Annotated in this window: 13 protein-coding genes; 1 reads left to right on the forward strand and 12 read right to left on the reverse strand. The window is 46.4% G+C overall.

The features are described from left to right. Positions 1-3: 3 nt before the first annotated feature. The 12 genes from CSHOW_RS04800 to murJ are packed head-to-tail and all read right to left on the reverse strand — an operon-like array spanning position 4 to position 12,204. Positions 4-639 (reverse strand): YggS family pyridoxal phosphate-dependent enzyme, encoded by a 636-nt coding sequence (locus CSHOW_RS04800; protein ID WP_002947882.1) that lies wholly within the window; start codon positions 637-639, stop codon positions 4-6. Beyond that, positions 636-1,748 carry an RIP metalloprotease RseP gene (rseP, locus tag CSHOW_RS04805; protein WP_002947879.1) on the reverse strand — a complete coding sequence of 371 codons (1,113 nt, stop codon included), beginning with the start codon at positions 1,746-1,748 and terminating at the stop codon, positions 636-638. Before rseP ends, CSHOW_RS04800 begins: the two co-directional genes overlap by 4 nt. A 21-nt stretch (positions 1,749-1,769) precedes the next feature. Continuing rightward, positions 1,770-2,768 carry an AI-2E family transporter gene (locus tag CSHOW_RS04810; RefSeq protein ID WP_414734171.1) on the reverse strand — a complete coding sequence of 333 codons (999 nt, stop codon included), beginning with the start codon at positions 2,766-2,768 and terminating at the stop codon, positions 1,770-1,772. 20 nt (positions 2,769-2,788) lie between these two features. Then, positions 2,789-3,343, reverse strand: coding sequence for a CDP-diacylglycerol--glycerol-3-phosphate 3-phosphatidyltransferase (gene pgsA / locus CSHOW_RS04815; protein ID WP_002947873.1), 555 nt, complete (start codon positions 3,341-3,343; stop codon positions 2,789-2,791). Next, entirely contained in the window at positions 3,340-3,660 is a 321-nt protein-coding gene (locus CSHOW_RS04820) for a hypothetical protein (RefSeq protein ID WP_002947870.1), read from the reverse strand. Before CSHOW_RS04820 ends, pgsA begins: the two co-directional genes overlap by 4 nt. Further along, positions 3,657-4,442, reverse strand: a complete 786-nt coding sequence (locus tag CSHOW_RS04825) for an enoyl-ACP reductase (RefSeq protein WP_002947869.1) — start codon at positions 4,440-4,442, stop codon at positions 3,657-3,659. The genes CSHOW_RS04820 and CSHOW_RS04825 overlap by 4 nt, the downstream gene beginning before the upstream one ends. Beyond that, positions 4,442-5,311, reverse strand: coding sequence for a 4-hydroxy-tetrahydrodipicolinate synthase (gene dapA, locus CSHOW_RS04830; protein WP_390886827.1), 870 nt, complete (start codon positions 5,309-5,311; stop codon positions 4,442-4,444). The genes CSHOW_RS04825 and dapA overlap by 1 nt, the downstream gene beginning before the upstream one ends. Positions 5,312-5,330: 19 nt before the next feature. Next, a complete protein-coding gene (locus tag CSHOW_RS04835; protein ID WP_002947862.1) occupies positions 5,331-6,584 on the reverse strand; it encodes a M16 family metallopeptidase in 1,254 nt (417 codons plus the stop codon). An 8-nt stretch (positions 6,585-6,592) separates the two neighbouring features. Further along, positions 6,593-7,666: a quinone-dependent dihydroorotate dehydrogenase gene (locus CSHOW_RS04840; protein ID WP_002947858.1), complete on the reverse strand. Its 1,074-nt coding sequence runs from the start codon at positions 7,664-7,666 to the stop codon at positions 6,593-6,595. Positions 7,667-7,707: 41 nt separating this feature from the next. Further along, positions 7,708-9,432, reverse strand: a complete 1,725-nt coding sequence (locus CSHOW_RS04845) for an ABC transporter ATP-binding protein (RefSeq protein ID WP_002947856.1) — start codon at positions 9,430-9,432, stop codon at positions 7,708-7,710. After that, entirely contained in the window at positions 9,429-10,817 is a 1,389-nt protein-coding gene (cysS, locus tag CSHOW_RS04850) for a cysteine--tRNA ligase (RefSeq protein WP_002947852.1), read from the reverse strand. Before cysS ends, CSHOW_RS04845 begins: the two co-directional genes overlap by 4 nt. Further along, positions 10,804-12,204 carry a murein biosynthesis integral membrane protein MurJ gene (gene murJ, locus CSHOW_RS04855; RefSeq protein ID WP_002947851.1) on the reverse strand — a complete coding sequence of 467 codons (1,401 nt, stop codon included), beginning with the start codon at positions 12,202-12,204 and terminating at the stop codon, positions 10,804-10,806. Before murJ ends, cysS begins: the two co-directional genes overlap by 14 nt. Before the next feature lie 110 nt (positions 12,205-12,314). Between murJ and CSHOW_RS04860 the strand changes: the two genes are divergently transcribed. Next, positions 12,315-14,231 (forward strand): flagellar assembly protein A, encoded by a 1,917-nt coding sequence (locus tag CSHOW_RS04860; RefSeq protein ID WP_232501996.1) that lies wholly within the window; start codon positions 12,315-12,317, stop codon positions 14,229-14,231. Positions 14,232-14,233 lie beyond the last annotated feature (2 nt).

The following is a 14,233-nucleotide window of genomic DNA, read 5'->3' on the forward strand; positions in this document are numbered from 1 at the left end:
CTTTTAACTATACAAAATCGACCCCAAACGAATCATATTAGAGCCGCATTTTATCGCGAGCTCAAAATCCCCGCTCATGCCCATCGAGCAAATTTGCGCGCCCTTTGATTGCAAATTTTCATAAATTTTACGCGTCGTCTCAAAGCTTTTTTTGACGACTTTCTCGTCATCAACGTGCGCGCCGATACTCATAACGCCGATAGGTTTTAAAAATTTACACTCTTGCGCGATTTGTAAAAACGCATCCTGCGCGGCTTCTGGCGAGATGCCTTGTTTGCTATCTTCGTGGGCCGAGTTTATTTGCAGCAGGCATGGTAGCTCGCAAACAAGCCTCTTATCTACCGCAAGCGCGGCCTCTACGCTCTCGCAGCTTTGCCAAAGAGCGGGTTTGAGCGCTAGCAGGTGGTTTATTTTGTTGCTTTGAAGTCGCCCGATGAAGTGCCACTCGATCGGCAAATTTGATAAAATTTCGCTCTTGTTTTTGAGCTCTTGCACGCGGTTTTCGCCAAAGCTCGTTTGCCCCTGTTCAAGAAGCTCCAAAACCTCTTTGGTCGTTACGTTTTTGCTCACGGCAATTAGCTTCACCGCTTCGCCCGTGCGTGCATTTTCGATGCGTTCTAAAATTTGCGCGAGCTTCATTGTCCCGCTCCGCTTAGGCGCATCACGTCGTTAAAGGCCGCAAACGCCATCAGGCAGAGCAAAAACGCCCAGCCGCAGTAGGTGAGGCCGATATAGACTTTTTCGTTCATCTCGCGGCGGAAAATGAGCTCGTAAAGGTTGAAAAATATGTGTCCGCCGTCAAGCGCCGGGATAGGCAGCAGGTTTAGAACGCCTAAATTTACGGAGATCAGCGCGGCGATGATGAGTAGGGTCGAGACGCCGATGCCTGCGGCCTTTGAGGTGATGTCGGTGATCTGGATGATGCCGCCCATCTCTTTTAGCGGCACGACGCCAACGATGAGCTTTTCAAGTCCCGTAAATATGAGCTTTGAGGCGTTTACGGTCTCAACGAGCGCAAATTTGAGCGAGCTAAAGCCGGTGTTTCGTATCGTGACGGCCTCGCCTGATGGCGAAATGCCGATGAGCGGTTTTTCTATCTTTTCGCCAAATATCGTCATGCTTTGCCCGATTTTAGGCGTCAAATTTATCGTTTTTATTTCGCCCGCGCGCTCGAGCGTGATCGCGGTGGAGGTTAAATTTACGTTTTTACTTATCTCGTCCCATTCGCTGATTTTGATGCCGTTTATGTTTAAAATTTTATCGCCTTTTTGTAGTCCGGCGCTTGCCGCAGCGGAGTTTTCCAGTACTTTGCCCACAGTAGGCGCTAGCCTTTCTACGCCGATATGTCCGAGCGCGATAAAGATAAAAAACGCCAAAGCGAAGTTAAAAAACGGCCCGGCAAAAAGGATGAAAATGCGTCCTAGCGGGCTAAGTATAGTGTAGCTGTCGGCGTCCTCGTTTTTTAGCCCCGGCTTGGCGTCCTCTTGCCCTTTTAGGCTCACGTAGCCGCCAAGCGGTATCGCGCCGATAGCGTACTCGGTGCCACCGATGGTTTTTGAGTAGACGCTCTGGCCAAAGCCCACGCTAAATTTTAAAACGCCCACTTTTAGCATGCGAGCGGCGAGAAAGTGGCCAAGCTCGTGGAAAAATATAAGAAAGCTAATCACCAAAACCGTGATCAAAAAGTGCCAAGAATACGCATAAATGCCGACGGCTAGCAATACCGCCACAAAGATAATGCTTTTCAAAATTTACCTTTAAATTTGATTTTACCGCTCGAGTTTATCACTGAGTAAAACGGCGATAAATTTCGTGCTCGGGTTCGCGTCAAGCGCGATCTTTAGGCTCATCGTAAGCGGTACGGCTAAAAACATACCGCCGATGCCGAACAAAAATCCCCAAAAAAGTAGACTCAAAAGCACAACAAGCGTGCTAATACCAAGGCCTTTGCCAAGAAATTTAGGCTCGATAAAGTTGCCGATGACGACATTTACGACCGCATACAGCGCTGCAGTCCAAGCGCAGGCCGCCGCGTCGTTTAACAAAAGCGCCACCAAAAGTGCTGGAACGGCCGCGATGATAGAGCCGATCGTCGGGACAAAATTTAGCACGAAAGCTAAAATCCCCCAAAGCGGCGCGTAAGGCACGCCGATGAAATTTAGCCCGATAAATATAAAAACGCCCGTCGCAAACGATGCTGCGGACTTGATCGCGAGATAGCGTTTGAGATTTGATATAAACGTATCTACGATCTGATTTGTTTGCGGATTTTTACTCGCAAAATACTCGACTTTTTGAGAAAATACCTGTACCTCAAAAAGCATAAAAGTAACAAGCAAAAAGACAAAAAAGCTCTTTGAGGCAAGTTCCGTGCCGCTCCTTAAAAATCCGCCCAGTACGGCAAAAAGTTTATTGATATCAAAGTCTGCGGGCGCCGCGACGCTGTTTGGATCGATGAGGCCGCGGCTAGCTAAGATATGGTGATAGTGGTCGGCTAGGGCTTTAAATTTGCTCTGAAGCTCGGGCATATAGCTAACCAATCCGTTGATGGTCTTTAGCACGGTGTTTGCGATAAAACCAAGCGATAAAAACACGACCGCGGTAACGAGCGCAAAGGCTAAAACGCGGGGAAATTTGAGCTTTTCAAGCGCATTTATCGCAGGCGTCGCCACGATAGCGATAAAAACCGCCATCAAAAAGGGCAGCACGACGACGCTAGCGGCCTTTAGTCCGGCTGCTACCACGACGAAGCTCGCTAGATAGATTATGGCGTTTCCTGTTCTCAAATTTACGCCTTTTTGGCTTGATTTTTAACGTGATTTACATAAGCGTTTACGTACTCAAAGCCCGAATACAGCGTCAGTGCGACGCTAAGCCAGAGCAAAAACTCGCCAAAAGGCCACTGCATGGTTAAAAAGCCGATCGCTACCATCTGGCAGACGGTTTTGACCTTGCCCGCCATCGACGCGGCGACCTCTACGCCTTCGCCCGCCATCACGACGCGAAATCCCGTGATAAAAAACTCGCGAACGAGGATGAGATACACGGCCCAAGGGCTCGCGCGGTCTATCATCATGAGCCCTAAAAATGCGCCAAGCGTTAGCATTTTATCCGCAAGCGGGTCGATGACGGCTCCAAGCTTGGTCTTTTGATCCCATGCGCGCGCGATAAATCCGTCGAAAAAGTCCGTGACGCTAGCGATCACGAACACAAGAGCGGCAAAGTAGTTCATCCAGCTAACATGCACGCCTGAGAAGGAATTTACGCTAAGTAGAAGCCAAAACATCAAGGGTGCTAGAAATACGCGCAGGAACGCTAGGGCGTTTGGTAAATTTAGGCTCATTTATTTTTTCTTTCTTTTGGATTTTGGAGTTTAAAATTTGACATCGCGGTACTTGAGGCGGCGGAAAAAGCGCTGGCCTTGTTTTGGCTTGACTTTGCCCGTTTCTTATTTGCGCTTTGGTTAAATTTGCTCGTAGCTTTGTCAAATTTGAGCAAATTTAGATTAGGTTTAAGAAAACCGTCCGCACCGCAAAATTTGCTTGTAAATTTTAAATTTTCATCAAATTTAGCCTGCAAGCGCGTTAAATTTATAGCGCCGAATTTGCCCAAAATGCAAGCAACCGGCAAAGGTGCGCAGGCTAAATTTGCTTTTTTCATTTAAATGTTGTACCGCCGTCGATGATGAAGGTGTGGCCCGTCACCCAGCTAGCTTTCGAGCTGCACAGAAACAAACATGCGCCGGCGATATCCGTAGGCTGACCCATGCGGTTTAGCGGGCTTAGCTCGGCCGTTTTGTCGCGTACTTCCTCGTAGTTCGTAAAAGCCCTAAGCGCGTCCGTCTCGATCGGGCCGCCGCTAACGACGTTTACGCGGATATTTTTTTCGCCAAGCTCGGTCGCCGCGTAGCGCGCCATAGCTTCTACCGCGGCTTTTGCGGTGCCGTGGCCTGCGTAGTTTTCGATATAGACGAGATTGCCAGTCGATGATAGCGAGATGATGCTGCCGCCGCCCGTTTTTTCCATGCGTTTTGCCGCTTCTTGCGCGCCTACGACGAATGCATTTACTGTCGCGGTGAAAATATTATTGATACCGCGAGGGCGAAGTTTCATAAATTTCGTATATCCGCCTGCTACCGGGCGACCCGAGATGATGGCGTTTGAGACAAAAAAATCTACGCGGTCAAAGTCGGCGTCGATCTCTAAAAATAGATCTTTGTAGGTCTCGGGTTCTAGTATATTTAGCGCGTAGGCTCTGGCTTTTATGTCGTATGTCGCCTCGAGCTCGGCGGCTTGGGTCTTGGCTAGCTCTTCGTTTGAGTTATATGTAAAGGCGATATTTACGCCCTTTGCGGCGAATTCCTCAACGATGGCGCGTCCGATACCGCGCGTTCCGCCGCTGATTACTAGAGTTTTGCCTTTAAATTCGTTTTCGCAGTTCATTAAAATCCTTTTATGTTATATTGCTTTATGGTTTGTTCGATTTTTTTGAGATTTTCGGCACTCGGCTCACAAAGCGGCAAGCGGTACTCGAGGCTTGATATGAGCCCGGCGATATACATCGCGGCTTTGACCGGGATAGGATTGCTCTCGCAAAACATTATTTTATTTACCGCATACAGATCATCGTTTATGGCTTTTGCGCGCGCAAACTCGCCTTTTAGCGCAAAGTGAGTCAAATTTGAGATCTCATCCGGGAGCAAATTTGCCGTGACCGAGATCACGCCCTTGCCGCCGTTTGAGAGGATCGGATAGTTTATCGCGTCCTCGCCGCTGATGACGGACAGACCAGGCTCGTGCGCGAGTAGATCGACGCAGCGCTCGATACTACCCGTGGCCTCTTTTACGCCGTAAACATTCTCGCACTCTTTAAATAGCCTAAAAACCGTGCACGGCTGGATATCTACACCCACGCGGCCCGGGACGTTATAGAGTAGTACCGGGATTTCGACGCTTGAGGCGATTGCTTTATAGTGGCGATAGAGGCCTTCTTGCGTCGGTTTGTTGTAGTATGGCGCTACCGATAGGATACCGTCTGCGCCGTGATCTTGAGCAAATTTTGCTAAACCTACCGCCTCGTGAGTGGCGTTACTGCCGGCACCGGCAAGTACTTTTACACCCGTGTTTTTGCAGGTATTTACGGCGATCTCGATACAGATCCTATGCTCGTCGTGCGTTAGCGTCGCACTCTCGCCTGTGGTGCCGACTGGTACGACTGCGTCGATGCCGTTTGCTATTTGTCTTTTGATTAATTTTTCATAACCGATTTCGTCTAGTTTACCGTCTTTAAAAGGCGTAATCAGCGCCGTCATAGCGCCCGTTATTACTTTTTTATTCACTTTTTTCCTTTCTTAGGATGATCGTCGTGGATTTTTCTTTTCTTACATATTTTTTGCAGATTTCGTTTAGATCGGCAGGTTTTAGCGCGGCTGTTTTTTCGGGTAGCTCAAAAAGCGGCTTTATATCGCCTCTAACAAGATAACTACCGTATAAATTTGCTACCTTCGACGCGCTATCTAGCGAGTAAATGAGATCGCTTTTTAAGCTATTTTTTATCTTAGTTATCTCGTCCTCGTCTATTTTTTGCGTTTTTGCGTTTTCGAGCACTCGCCAGATCTCATCCTCTACGGCCTCGGCCTTGACGCCAGGATTACAAACGGCTAGCACGATGAGCAAGCTCTCGTCGATGTTGCTCATATTATAGACGTCCACGCTGTTTACGAGACATTTTTCATCTATCAAAACGCGCTGTAAAACCGAGCTTTGTCCGTTACCTAGATACTCGGCTAGCGCGCCCAGACGCGTCTGATCCTTGTGATTAAACGACGGGATTTTAAAGGCGAGCGCTAGCATCTCTACTTCGCTATCTTTGTAAATTTCAGCTCTTTTTGCGCCGTTTTGCTCAGGCTCGATACAGTGCAACTTAGGTAGCGGTTTTTTGTTTTTTATATTTTCAAAGTGCTTTTTACCTAGTTCAAACGCGCTTTTTTTGTCGATGTCGCCGCTGATTAGCAGGATCGCGTTTTGCGGCTGATAGTACGTCTCGTGAAATTCTTTTATATCCTCTATGCTCCAGTTTCTGATATCGCCGATAAAGCCGATCGGAGTCCAGTGGTACGGGTGATAACTAAAAGCGACGTTAAAGAGCGTAAAGTACAAAAAGCCGATCGGAGAGTTGTCCGTGCGCCATCTGCGCTCCTCGGTCACGACGTCGCGCTCGGGCTGAAATTCTTTATCTTTTAGGCTCAAATTTTCCATTATATCGGCGTAAAGCCTAAGAGCCTCATCTAGGTTGCCTTTTGAGCATTTGACGAAATAATGCGTATAATCAAAGCCCGTGCTAGCGTTATTTACGCCGCCAAATCCCTTTACGATCTCGTCAAATTCGCCCGCTTTCATATTTTTCGTGGATTTAAAATTTAGGTGCTCTAGCATGTGTGCGATGCCGCTTTTGCCCATCGTTTCGTTTCGCGAGCCCACGCGGTAAAACACGTCCACGCTGATGACGCTAGAGCCCTTACTAGCGGGGATGTGATAGATTTCAAAGCCGTTTTTGAGCTTTGTTTTGGAGTATTTTATAAGCATAAATTTCCTTAAATTTTGTTTTTTATATCGCAGCCCACCGCTTCGCTAATCGAGGCGAAATTATCCTCTTTTAAAAGCTTTAAAATACCTTCGTTTATCTGTTTTGCGATGCTTGGGCCTTTAAATATAAAGGAAGTGTAAATTTGAACCAAATTTGCGCCTGATTTTATGCGCGCGTATGCCTCCTCGGCGCTGTCTATACCGCCGCTTGCGATCAAAACCGTCTTGCCGTAAAGCTCGCTAGCTACCGCGCTAAAAAGCTCACGAGAGCGTTTGGCGATGACCTTGCCGCTTAGTCCGCCGAAATTTTGCAAATTTGGCGACTTTGATAGCGAATAATCAACGCTCGTATTATTTACGATGACGCCTTTTGCGCCGCTTTCTACGGCCGTTTTGCAGATCCGCACGGCTTTGTCGTCGTCCATATCGGGCGCGATTTTAAAGATTATCGGTTTTTTTGCGATCGGCGTAAGGCGCGCAAAGAGGTCTTTTATAAAGCTATCTTCTTGCAATTCGCGTAGGTTTGGGGTGTTTGGCGAGGAGACGTTGATGACGAAGCAGTCGCAAATTTCGTTAAATTTAGCGACTAAAACTTCATAGTCTTTGATCGCTTCTTCGTTTGGCGTGATTTTGTTTTTGCCGATGTTTGCAAAAAGCGGTATCGCAAACGGATAGAGCTTACCGACGCGCGCGCTCAGAGCGTCTGCGCCCTCGTTGTTAAAGCCCATCGCGTTTTGTATACTCTCTTCTTCGATTAAGCGAAAAAGGCGCGGTTTTGCGTTGCCCTCTTGCGGTTTTGGCGTCACGGTGCCAAACTCCACGTGCCCAAACCCGAGCGCTGCCAGCGGACGCAGCATGGTGGCGTTTTTATCAAAGCCACCGGCGATTCCTACCGGATTTAAAAAGCTGGTTCCTAGCAAATTTTGCGAAAGAGCCGCGTCCGTAACGACGCAGTTTTTAGCGACGATGCTATAAAGGCCCGGGAACACGCAGTCTGAGATACTTAGCGTTTTTTCGACGATTTTGTGAGCGGTTTCGGGGTCAAATTTAAAAAATATGGATTTTAGCGTTTCGTAATTCAAATTTTATCCTTAAATTTTGAGCGATTTTATCAAATTTAGGCTTAAACAAGGGCTTCGCCTTTTAGTTTCGCGTAAATTTCGCAGCTCTTGCTAAGCGCCTCGTCGGTATCAAAACCGACCACTTTTCCGTCGCTGATAACGGCGATCTTATCCGCGTTTTGCACCGTGCTTAGGCGGTGCGCGATGATAAATATTATCTTTTCTTTTTGTAAATTCGCGATGGCTTTGGTTATCTGCTGCTCGCTTTCGTTATCCAGAGCGCTCGTAGCCTCGTCAAATATCAAAATCTGCGGGTCGTCGTAAAGCGCGCGGGCGATGGCGATACGCTGGCGCTGGCCGCCTGAGAGATTGGTACCGAATTCATTTAAAACGGTCTGCGCGCCCTCGGGTAAATTTGACACGAAATCATACGCATTTGCCGTTTTTAGCGCGAGCTCGACTTTGGCTTCGTCGTATTCGCGGCCGTAGGCGACGTTGTTTGCGACCGTGTCGTTAAAGATATAGACGCGCTGGGTAACTAGGCCGATATTTTGTCTAAGCGAACCTAGATCGAAATTTTTGATATTTTCGCCGTTTATCTCGATCGCTCCGCCGTTTACGTCGTAAAATCTCATGAGTAGATTTACGATCGAGCTTTTTCCGCCGCCGCTACTGCCCACTAGTGCGACGGTTTGAGACTTGCTCGCGCTTAGATTTACGCCTTTTAGCACCTCTTTATCGTCGTAGTTTAGTCTGACGTCTTTAAAATTTATCAAATTTATTTCAGCCGGCACGGGCTTGTCGCCGCTTAAAATTTGAGGCTCTTTATCAAGTAGCTCAAAGGTTCTCTCGGCCGCGACCACGGCGTCTTGCATCTTGTTATAAAGGCCTGAAATGCGTTTAATAGGCGTGTAAAGCATGAAAAGCGCGGTTAGAAACGAAAAGAAGCTTCCCATCGTCAAATTTCCGTCTATGACCTCTTTGCCGCCGATGATGACGACTGCCGCTACGCCCACGGAGCCGAAAATTTCCATCATCGGACTCACCATCTCGTTTACTTTTACGCTTTTTAAATTTAGCTTGAAAAATTTAGCGTTTTCGGCGGTAAATTTGGCGTGCTCAAACTCCTGTGCGTTGTTTGCTTTGATGATTTCGATGTTGGTAAAAATTTCGCTCAGCTTAGAGCTGATGTCGGAGGTCTTTTCCTGTGAGGCGCGGGAGATTTTTTTCATCTTTTTTGCGAGTCTTGAGAGCGGATAGACGGCTGCAGGCATGATAACTAGCGCAAAAAACGCAAGCTGAAGGCTCTGATAAAGCACTACGCAAAGTAGCCCGACGATCGTGATAGCCTCACGGATTAGCTCTGGGATCATGGAGCTAACGATGCTTCTGATGCGGTCGATGTCGTTGATATTTCGGCTGATTAGCTCACCCGTGCGGTAGTCGTTAAAAAACTTCATATCCAAATTTAGCAGGTTTTTTAGTAGCTTTTCGCGAAATCTCCTCACGATATCCTGCCCGATGTACGCCGTAAAATAGGCCTGTAAAAACGTGCCAAGCCCCTTTAAAAAGTAAATCGCGATGATGGCGTAAGGCAAAAGATAAAGCAGGTCTTTGTTTTTTTCGATAAAAATCTTATTTAGCACGGGTTCGATCACCCACGCCGACGCCGCAGTGCCGCCGCTAGCCATCAGCATGCCGGCGATCGCGATGATAAAATACGAAATATAATCCCTAAAATAGGGCGCAAACCGCCGCAAAACCTCTTTTAGGCTCATCTGCTTCATATCTTTTCCCACATGCAGCCGCTTAGCGTATCCATGAGGCTGATGCCGTTTGCGGCTAGCATATCGCGGATTTTATCGGATAGCTCATAGTTTTTGGCCGCTTTGGCCTCGTTTCTTTGATTTATCAGATCCTCGATATATGCTCGCTTTTCGTCGCTCACGCCAAACTGAAAATACTCAAACACGTCTACTTGCAAGATGCCTAGCACCCGCGCTATCAGCTCCAAATTTGCCGCGATTTCGCTTTTTTTGGCTTTATCTTTAGGATTTGCGTCTAGCTCGTCGTTTGCGCTGCGGACAAACTCATCTACGCTCGCAAGGGCTTTTGAGGTGTTTAGATCGTCCCCCATCGCGGACATAAAATCGCTCTTAAATTTATCGTTTGCGCTCAAATTTGCCGCCGCGCCAAGAACCCGTTTTTTTAGGCGGTAAATTTTATCTAGGCGCTTTTTTGCCGCGTTTAGATCGTCTTCGCTAAAGTTAAAATTCGCTCTGTAGTGACTCGAGATCAGATAAAATCTCACCGCCTCGCCCAAATTTCGCTCCAGCGCGTCTTTAACGAAAAAGCTATTTCCCAGGCTCTTACTCATTTTTTCGTTATTTACTTGGATAAAGCCGTTGTGTAGCCAGTATTTAGCCAGGTTTTTATGCTCGGCGCAGCGGCACTGCGCGGCCTCGTTTTCGTGGTGAGGAAATAGCAAATCAAGCCCGCCCGCGTGGATATCGATCTCAAATTTTTCGCCGCTACTTAGGTGCTTTTTTATCATCGCGACGCACTCGGTATGCCAGCCTGGGCGTCCGCGGCCAAACGGACTTTCGTACCATTTCTCGTCAAATTTCCACAGCACGAAGTCTTTTTTGTCCTCTTTTTGCAAATTTGACTCGACGCGAGCGACGTTTGCTTCGGTGTCAAATTTGCCGCTCAAGCTCAGATACTCCGCGTCTTTTGCGGTGTCAAAGTATATGCCGTCGTCCGCGATCTCGTAAGCAAAGCCGTTTTTTAGCAAAATTTCGATGTAGCCTATCATCTCTTTTAGCGTCTGCGTCGCTTTTGGCTTTACATCCGGCTCAAGCACGTTAAGCGCACTCATATCGCGCTCGTAGCTTGCGATGTATCTATCCGTGATCGCTTCTAAACTTTCGCCGCTCTCGCTCATTTTCTTTAAAATTTTATCGTCGATGTCGGTGTAGTTTCGCACGAATTTGACCTTGTATCCAAGCTCGCTTAGCGTGCGCCTAAGCAAATCAAAGCTAATCGCGCTTTTAGCGTGTCCCAAATGCGCATCGTCATAAACCGTCGGCCCGCAAACGTAAATGCGAACGAAGTCGCTTTTTACGGGCTCAAATTCTACTTTTTTTCTCTTTACGCTATCAAAAATTTGCATCTAAAAATTTCCTTAAAAATATCAAAATCACTACTTCTAAAACCAAAACTGCGCTTAAAAGCGTTATTTTTTTAGGCTCAATTATAGCTAAAAATTTCCTTATCCCAAAAAATTTGACGTTTAAAGCTAGCGTCAAAAACCCGCCTAGCGAGCTAGCAAGCGCTAGTCCAAACGCGCCATAAATTTGCATCAAGGCAACTGCTAAAACGAGGTTAAAAACGAGCGTTATAACGGCGATTTTGGAGGCCAGTTTTTGTTGCAAATGCGCATAAAGCCAAAGCGAAAAAAGCTTGGCGAGTCCAAAGGGTAAAAGCCCGATCATATATGCCGCCAAAACGCTCGCAGTCGCTGCCGTATCGGATGCCGTAAAGCTTCCGCGCTCAAAAAGCAGCTTGATGATAGGCTGGGCTAAAATGATACCGCCGATGGCCGCTGCAAAGAGCAGAAAATATAAAATTTCAAAGCTTTTTCGCATCCATTTTAGAGCTTCGGCTTCGTTGCCGGCCTTGATCTGACGCGTGATTTTAGGAAAAAGCGCGGTAGAAAGCGCGATCGCAAATATCGCTAAAGGCAGCTGAAAAATGCGGTTAGCGTAGAAAAGATAGCTGATCGAGCCAGCCGCCAAAAACGACGCCAGCCACGTATCCATAAACGAGCTTAGCTGCATGGCGGACGATCCAACCAGACCGTGGAAAAAGTTGCTAAAAAAGCCCTTCGTATCGGCTCTTTTGCCGCGGGTAAATTTAACTAAGCCGCCGAAAAAGAGCTTTGAGATGCCGTTAAATTTAAGCGCGATAAGGTGCGCTATGAGCTGTAAAACGCCGCCTACAACGACGCCAAAGCTAAGATAATAAGCCACGACTTTAGGCTCCTGTCCGCGAGCTAAAACTAAGGAGCCGATCATGGCTAAATTTAGCAGAGCGGTCGAAAATGCCGTCGTCGCAAAGTGCCCGCGATACTGCAAAAGCGAAGCTAAAAAAGTAACGGCAAAGATGAGCGCTAGGTAGTAGAAGTTGATTTTTACGAGCGGGACGGCTTCGTTTATGTCGCTCTCCGCTAGGCCCGTGGCGATAACGGAGGTAAAAAACGGAGCGAATAAATTTACTAAAAGCGTGAGAATGCCGATAAAGGCTAGAAATTTAAGAAAAATCTCGGCGCTAAAGAGCGATTTTTTATTTGATTTCGTAAAATTTGGCAAAAAAGCGTTGGCAAAGGCCCCCTCACCAAAGATACGGCGCAGTAAATTTGGTATCTTAAACGCGATGAAAAATATGTCGCTATAAATGCCCGCACCCAAAGTAGAAGCCGTGAGCAGGTCGCGCACGAGCCCTAAAACTCGCGAAACCATGATACCGATACTGTTTGAAAAAAAGCCTTTGATAAACACGAAAATCCTAGTAAATTTTTAGCGCAATGATAGGCAAATTTAGTTTTAAAAGACGTAAAATCAAGAGTTTTTAATGAAATTTTAGAGATAATCGACTAAAAATCAAAAAATTGCGAGAGTATCACGTGCCAGAAAACCAAAACGCGCAGCAAAACTTCCTAGCCGAGATAGAGTCTGAGACGGCCAATCCGTACGGCGAGATATTAAATTTAGCAAAGCACTTCGGCGTCGATAGCAAATTTATAGATTTTGATATCATAGAAATCAAAACCGAGTGTAAGGTGGCGGGCGAGAGCCAGCCTCGCCAAATTCCGGCGGAAAAACTAAACATCTTTGACGACGATAATTTTTTCGTAGAAAAAGTAGAAAGCATAAAACAAAACTATCTGGTTAAATTTTACGACACGAGGCAGGTAAAACCAACGCCTTTGCCTAATGTCACCATAAGTGCAAATAAAAATTTGACCAAAATTTTAGCCACCGTTTCGCAAAACGCTGACACGGTTTATTTTAAAGAATTTGATAAAAAGTTGATAAATTTTATCTACAAAAAGCTGATAAAAGTAGGCATCCTGGTGGGTATCAGAAACAAAACGATGCTAGAAGAGGTCGCTAAAATATCTTCGGTTTTAAGAGTAAAAGAATTTATCGACAAGGACTACACCTTTATCGTGACCGCCGGCGTAAACGTAAATCCGTCGGCAGACGACGCGCTGGTGTTTTACTATAAAAACAAAAACAAATCTACCGATGAAAACGACAAGGTGGATTACGCAAACAGAGGCTATTTGCTTGGCGTAACAGAAAATGAATTGATATTTGAATACGTAAAACTAAGAGAAGGCGCAAACGGTCGCGACGTGCGAGGAAATCTACTGCCGACGCAAAAGCCTAAAGTAACGATAACGAAAATGCCCGAACATACCGAAAATATCTACTCGAAAGAAGGCGAGGAGGGGATAAAATTTTACGCCAAAAAGGCCGGTTACGTCCAAGAGGAAAAAGGCGTTTTTGATATCAAAGACGAGCTTGACGTAAATGAAATTTCGTTTAAAACCACAGGCTCGGTCGATACGGGTCTTGACACCAACGTAACGCTAAACGTAAAGGAAAAAGACCTAACAAAAGACGCCATAGGTACGGGCATGACGGTTGAGGCAAACGAAGTAAACGTCGAGGGAAATGTCGCTGCAAACGCCGTAGTAAAAGCAAACAAGGTTGTAATCGGCGGACAAACTCACGCCAAAGCCCTCATAGAGGCAAAAGATGCAAAAATCGCCGTACATATCGGTAGCTTTGACGGCGAATACGTCGAGATAGATAGGTTAGAAGGTGGCAAAGTAAAAGCTAAAAAAGCCGTGATAAAATCGGTCATCGGCGGCGAGATAATCGCCGAAAGCGTAAGCATCGATACGCTCGTGTCAAACTCAAATATCATAATCGCCGATACTTTGGAAATAAAAAAGTTAAAAGGCGTGAATAATAAAATTTTAGTCGATTTTAGCATGATAAAAAACACGGGCGAGCAGATTAACGAGCGCATGGCAAAGATAAAAGCTATCAGGGAACAGATCGTAAAAATGCCGCGCACGCTAGAGTCTAAAAGATGTGTCATCGAGGAAAACAAAGGTCCGATAAACGTCATAAAAGCTAAAATCGAGGAGCTAAAAAGCACAAACAACACTCCGCCAGTGACATTTATGAAAAAACTAAAAGAATATCAGCAGCTAGTGCACGAGTATAATGCGCTTTTAAAGGAATTTCGCGAGAAAAAAGCCGTGATAGCCGAGCTAAAAAGCGAGATAGCCAATATTCAAGACGGAATATTTAACTCAAAGGTGATAAATCACAGCAACTGGCGCGAGTTTAACGAGATAAAATTTAGGCTCGTCGATCCTGCTCGCGACATCACGTACAGCACCCGCGAAAACGAGATCGCCCGAGTCATAACGATAGCCAAGGTCGAGACCGAGGATGGCGACATAGACTACGTAGTTAAGAAAAACAATAACGTCAGAAAGGCCTAAAT

The sequence above is a fragment of the Campylobacter showae genome (genome assembly GCF_004803815.1).
Taxonomy (GTDB): domain Bacteria; phylum Campylobacterota; class Campylobacteria; order Campylobacterales; family Campylobacteraceae; genus Campylobacter_A; species Campylobacter_A showae.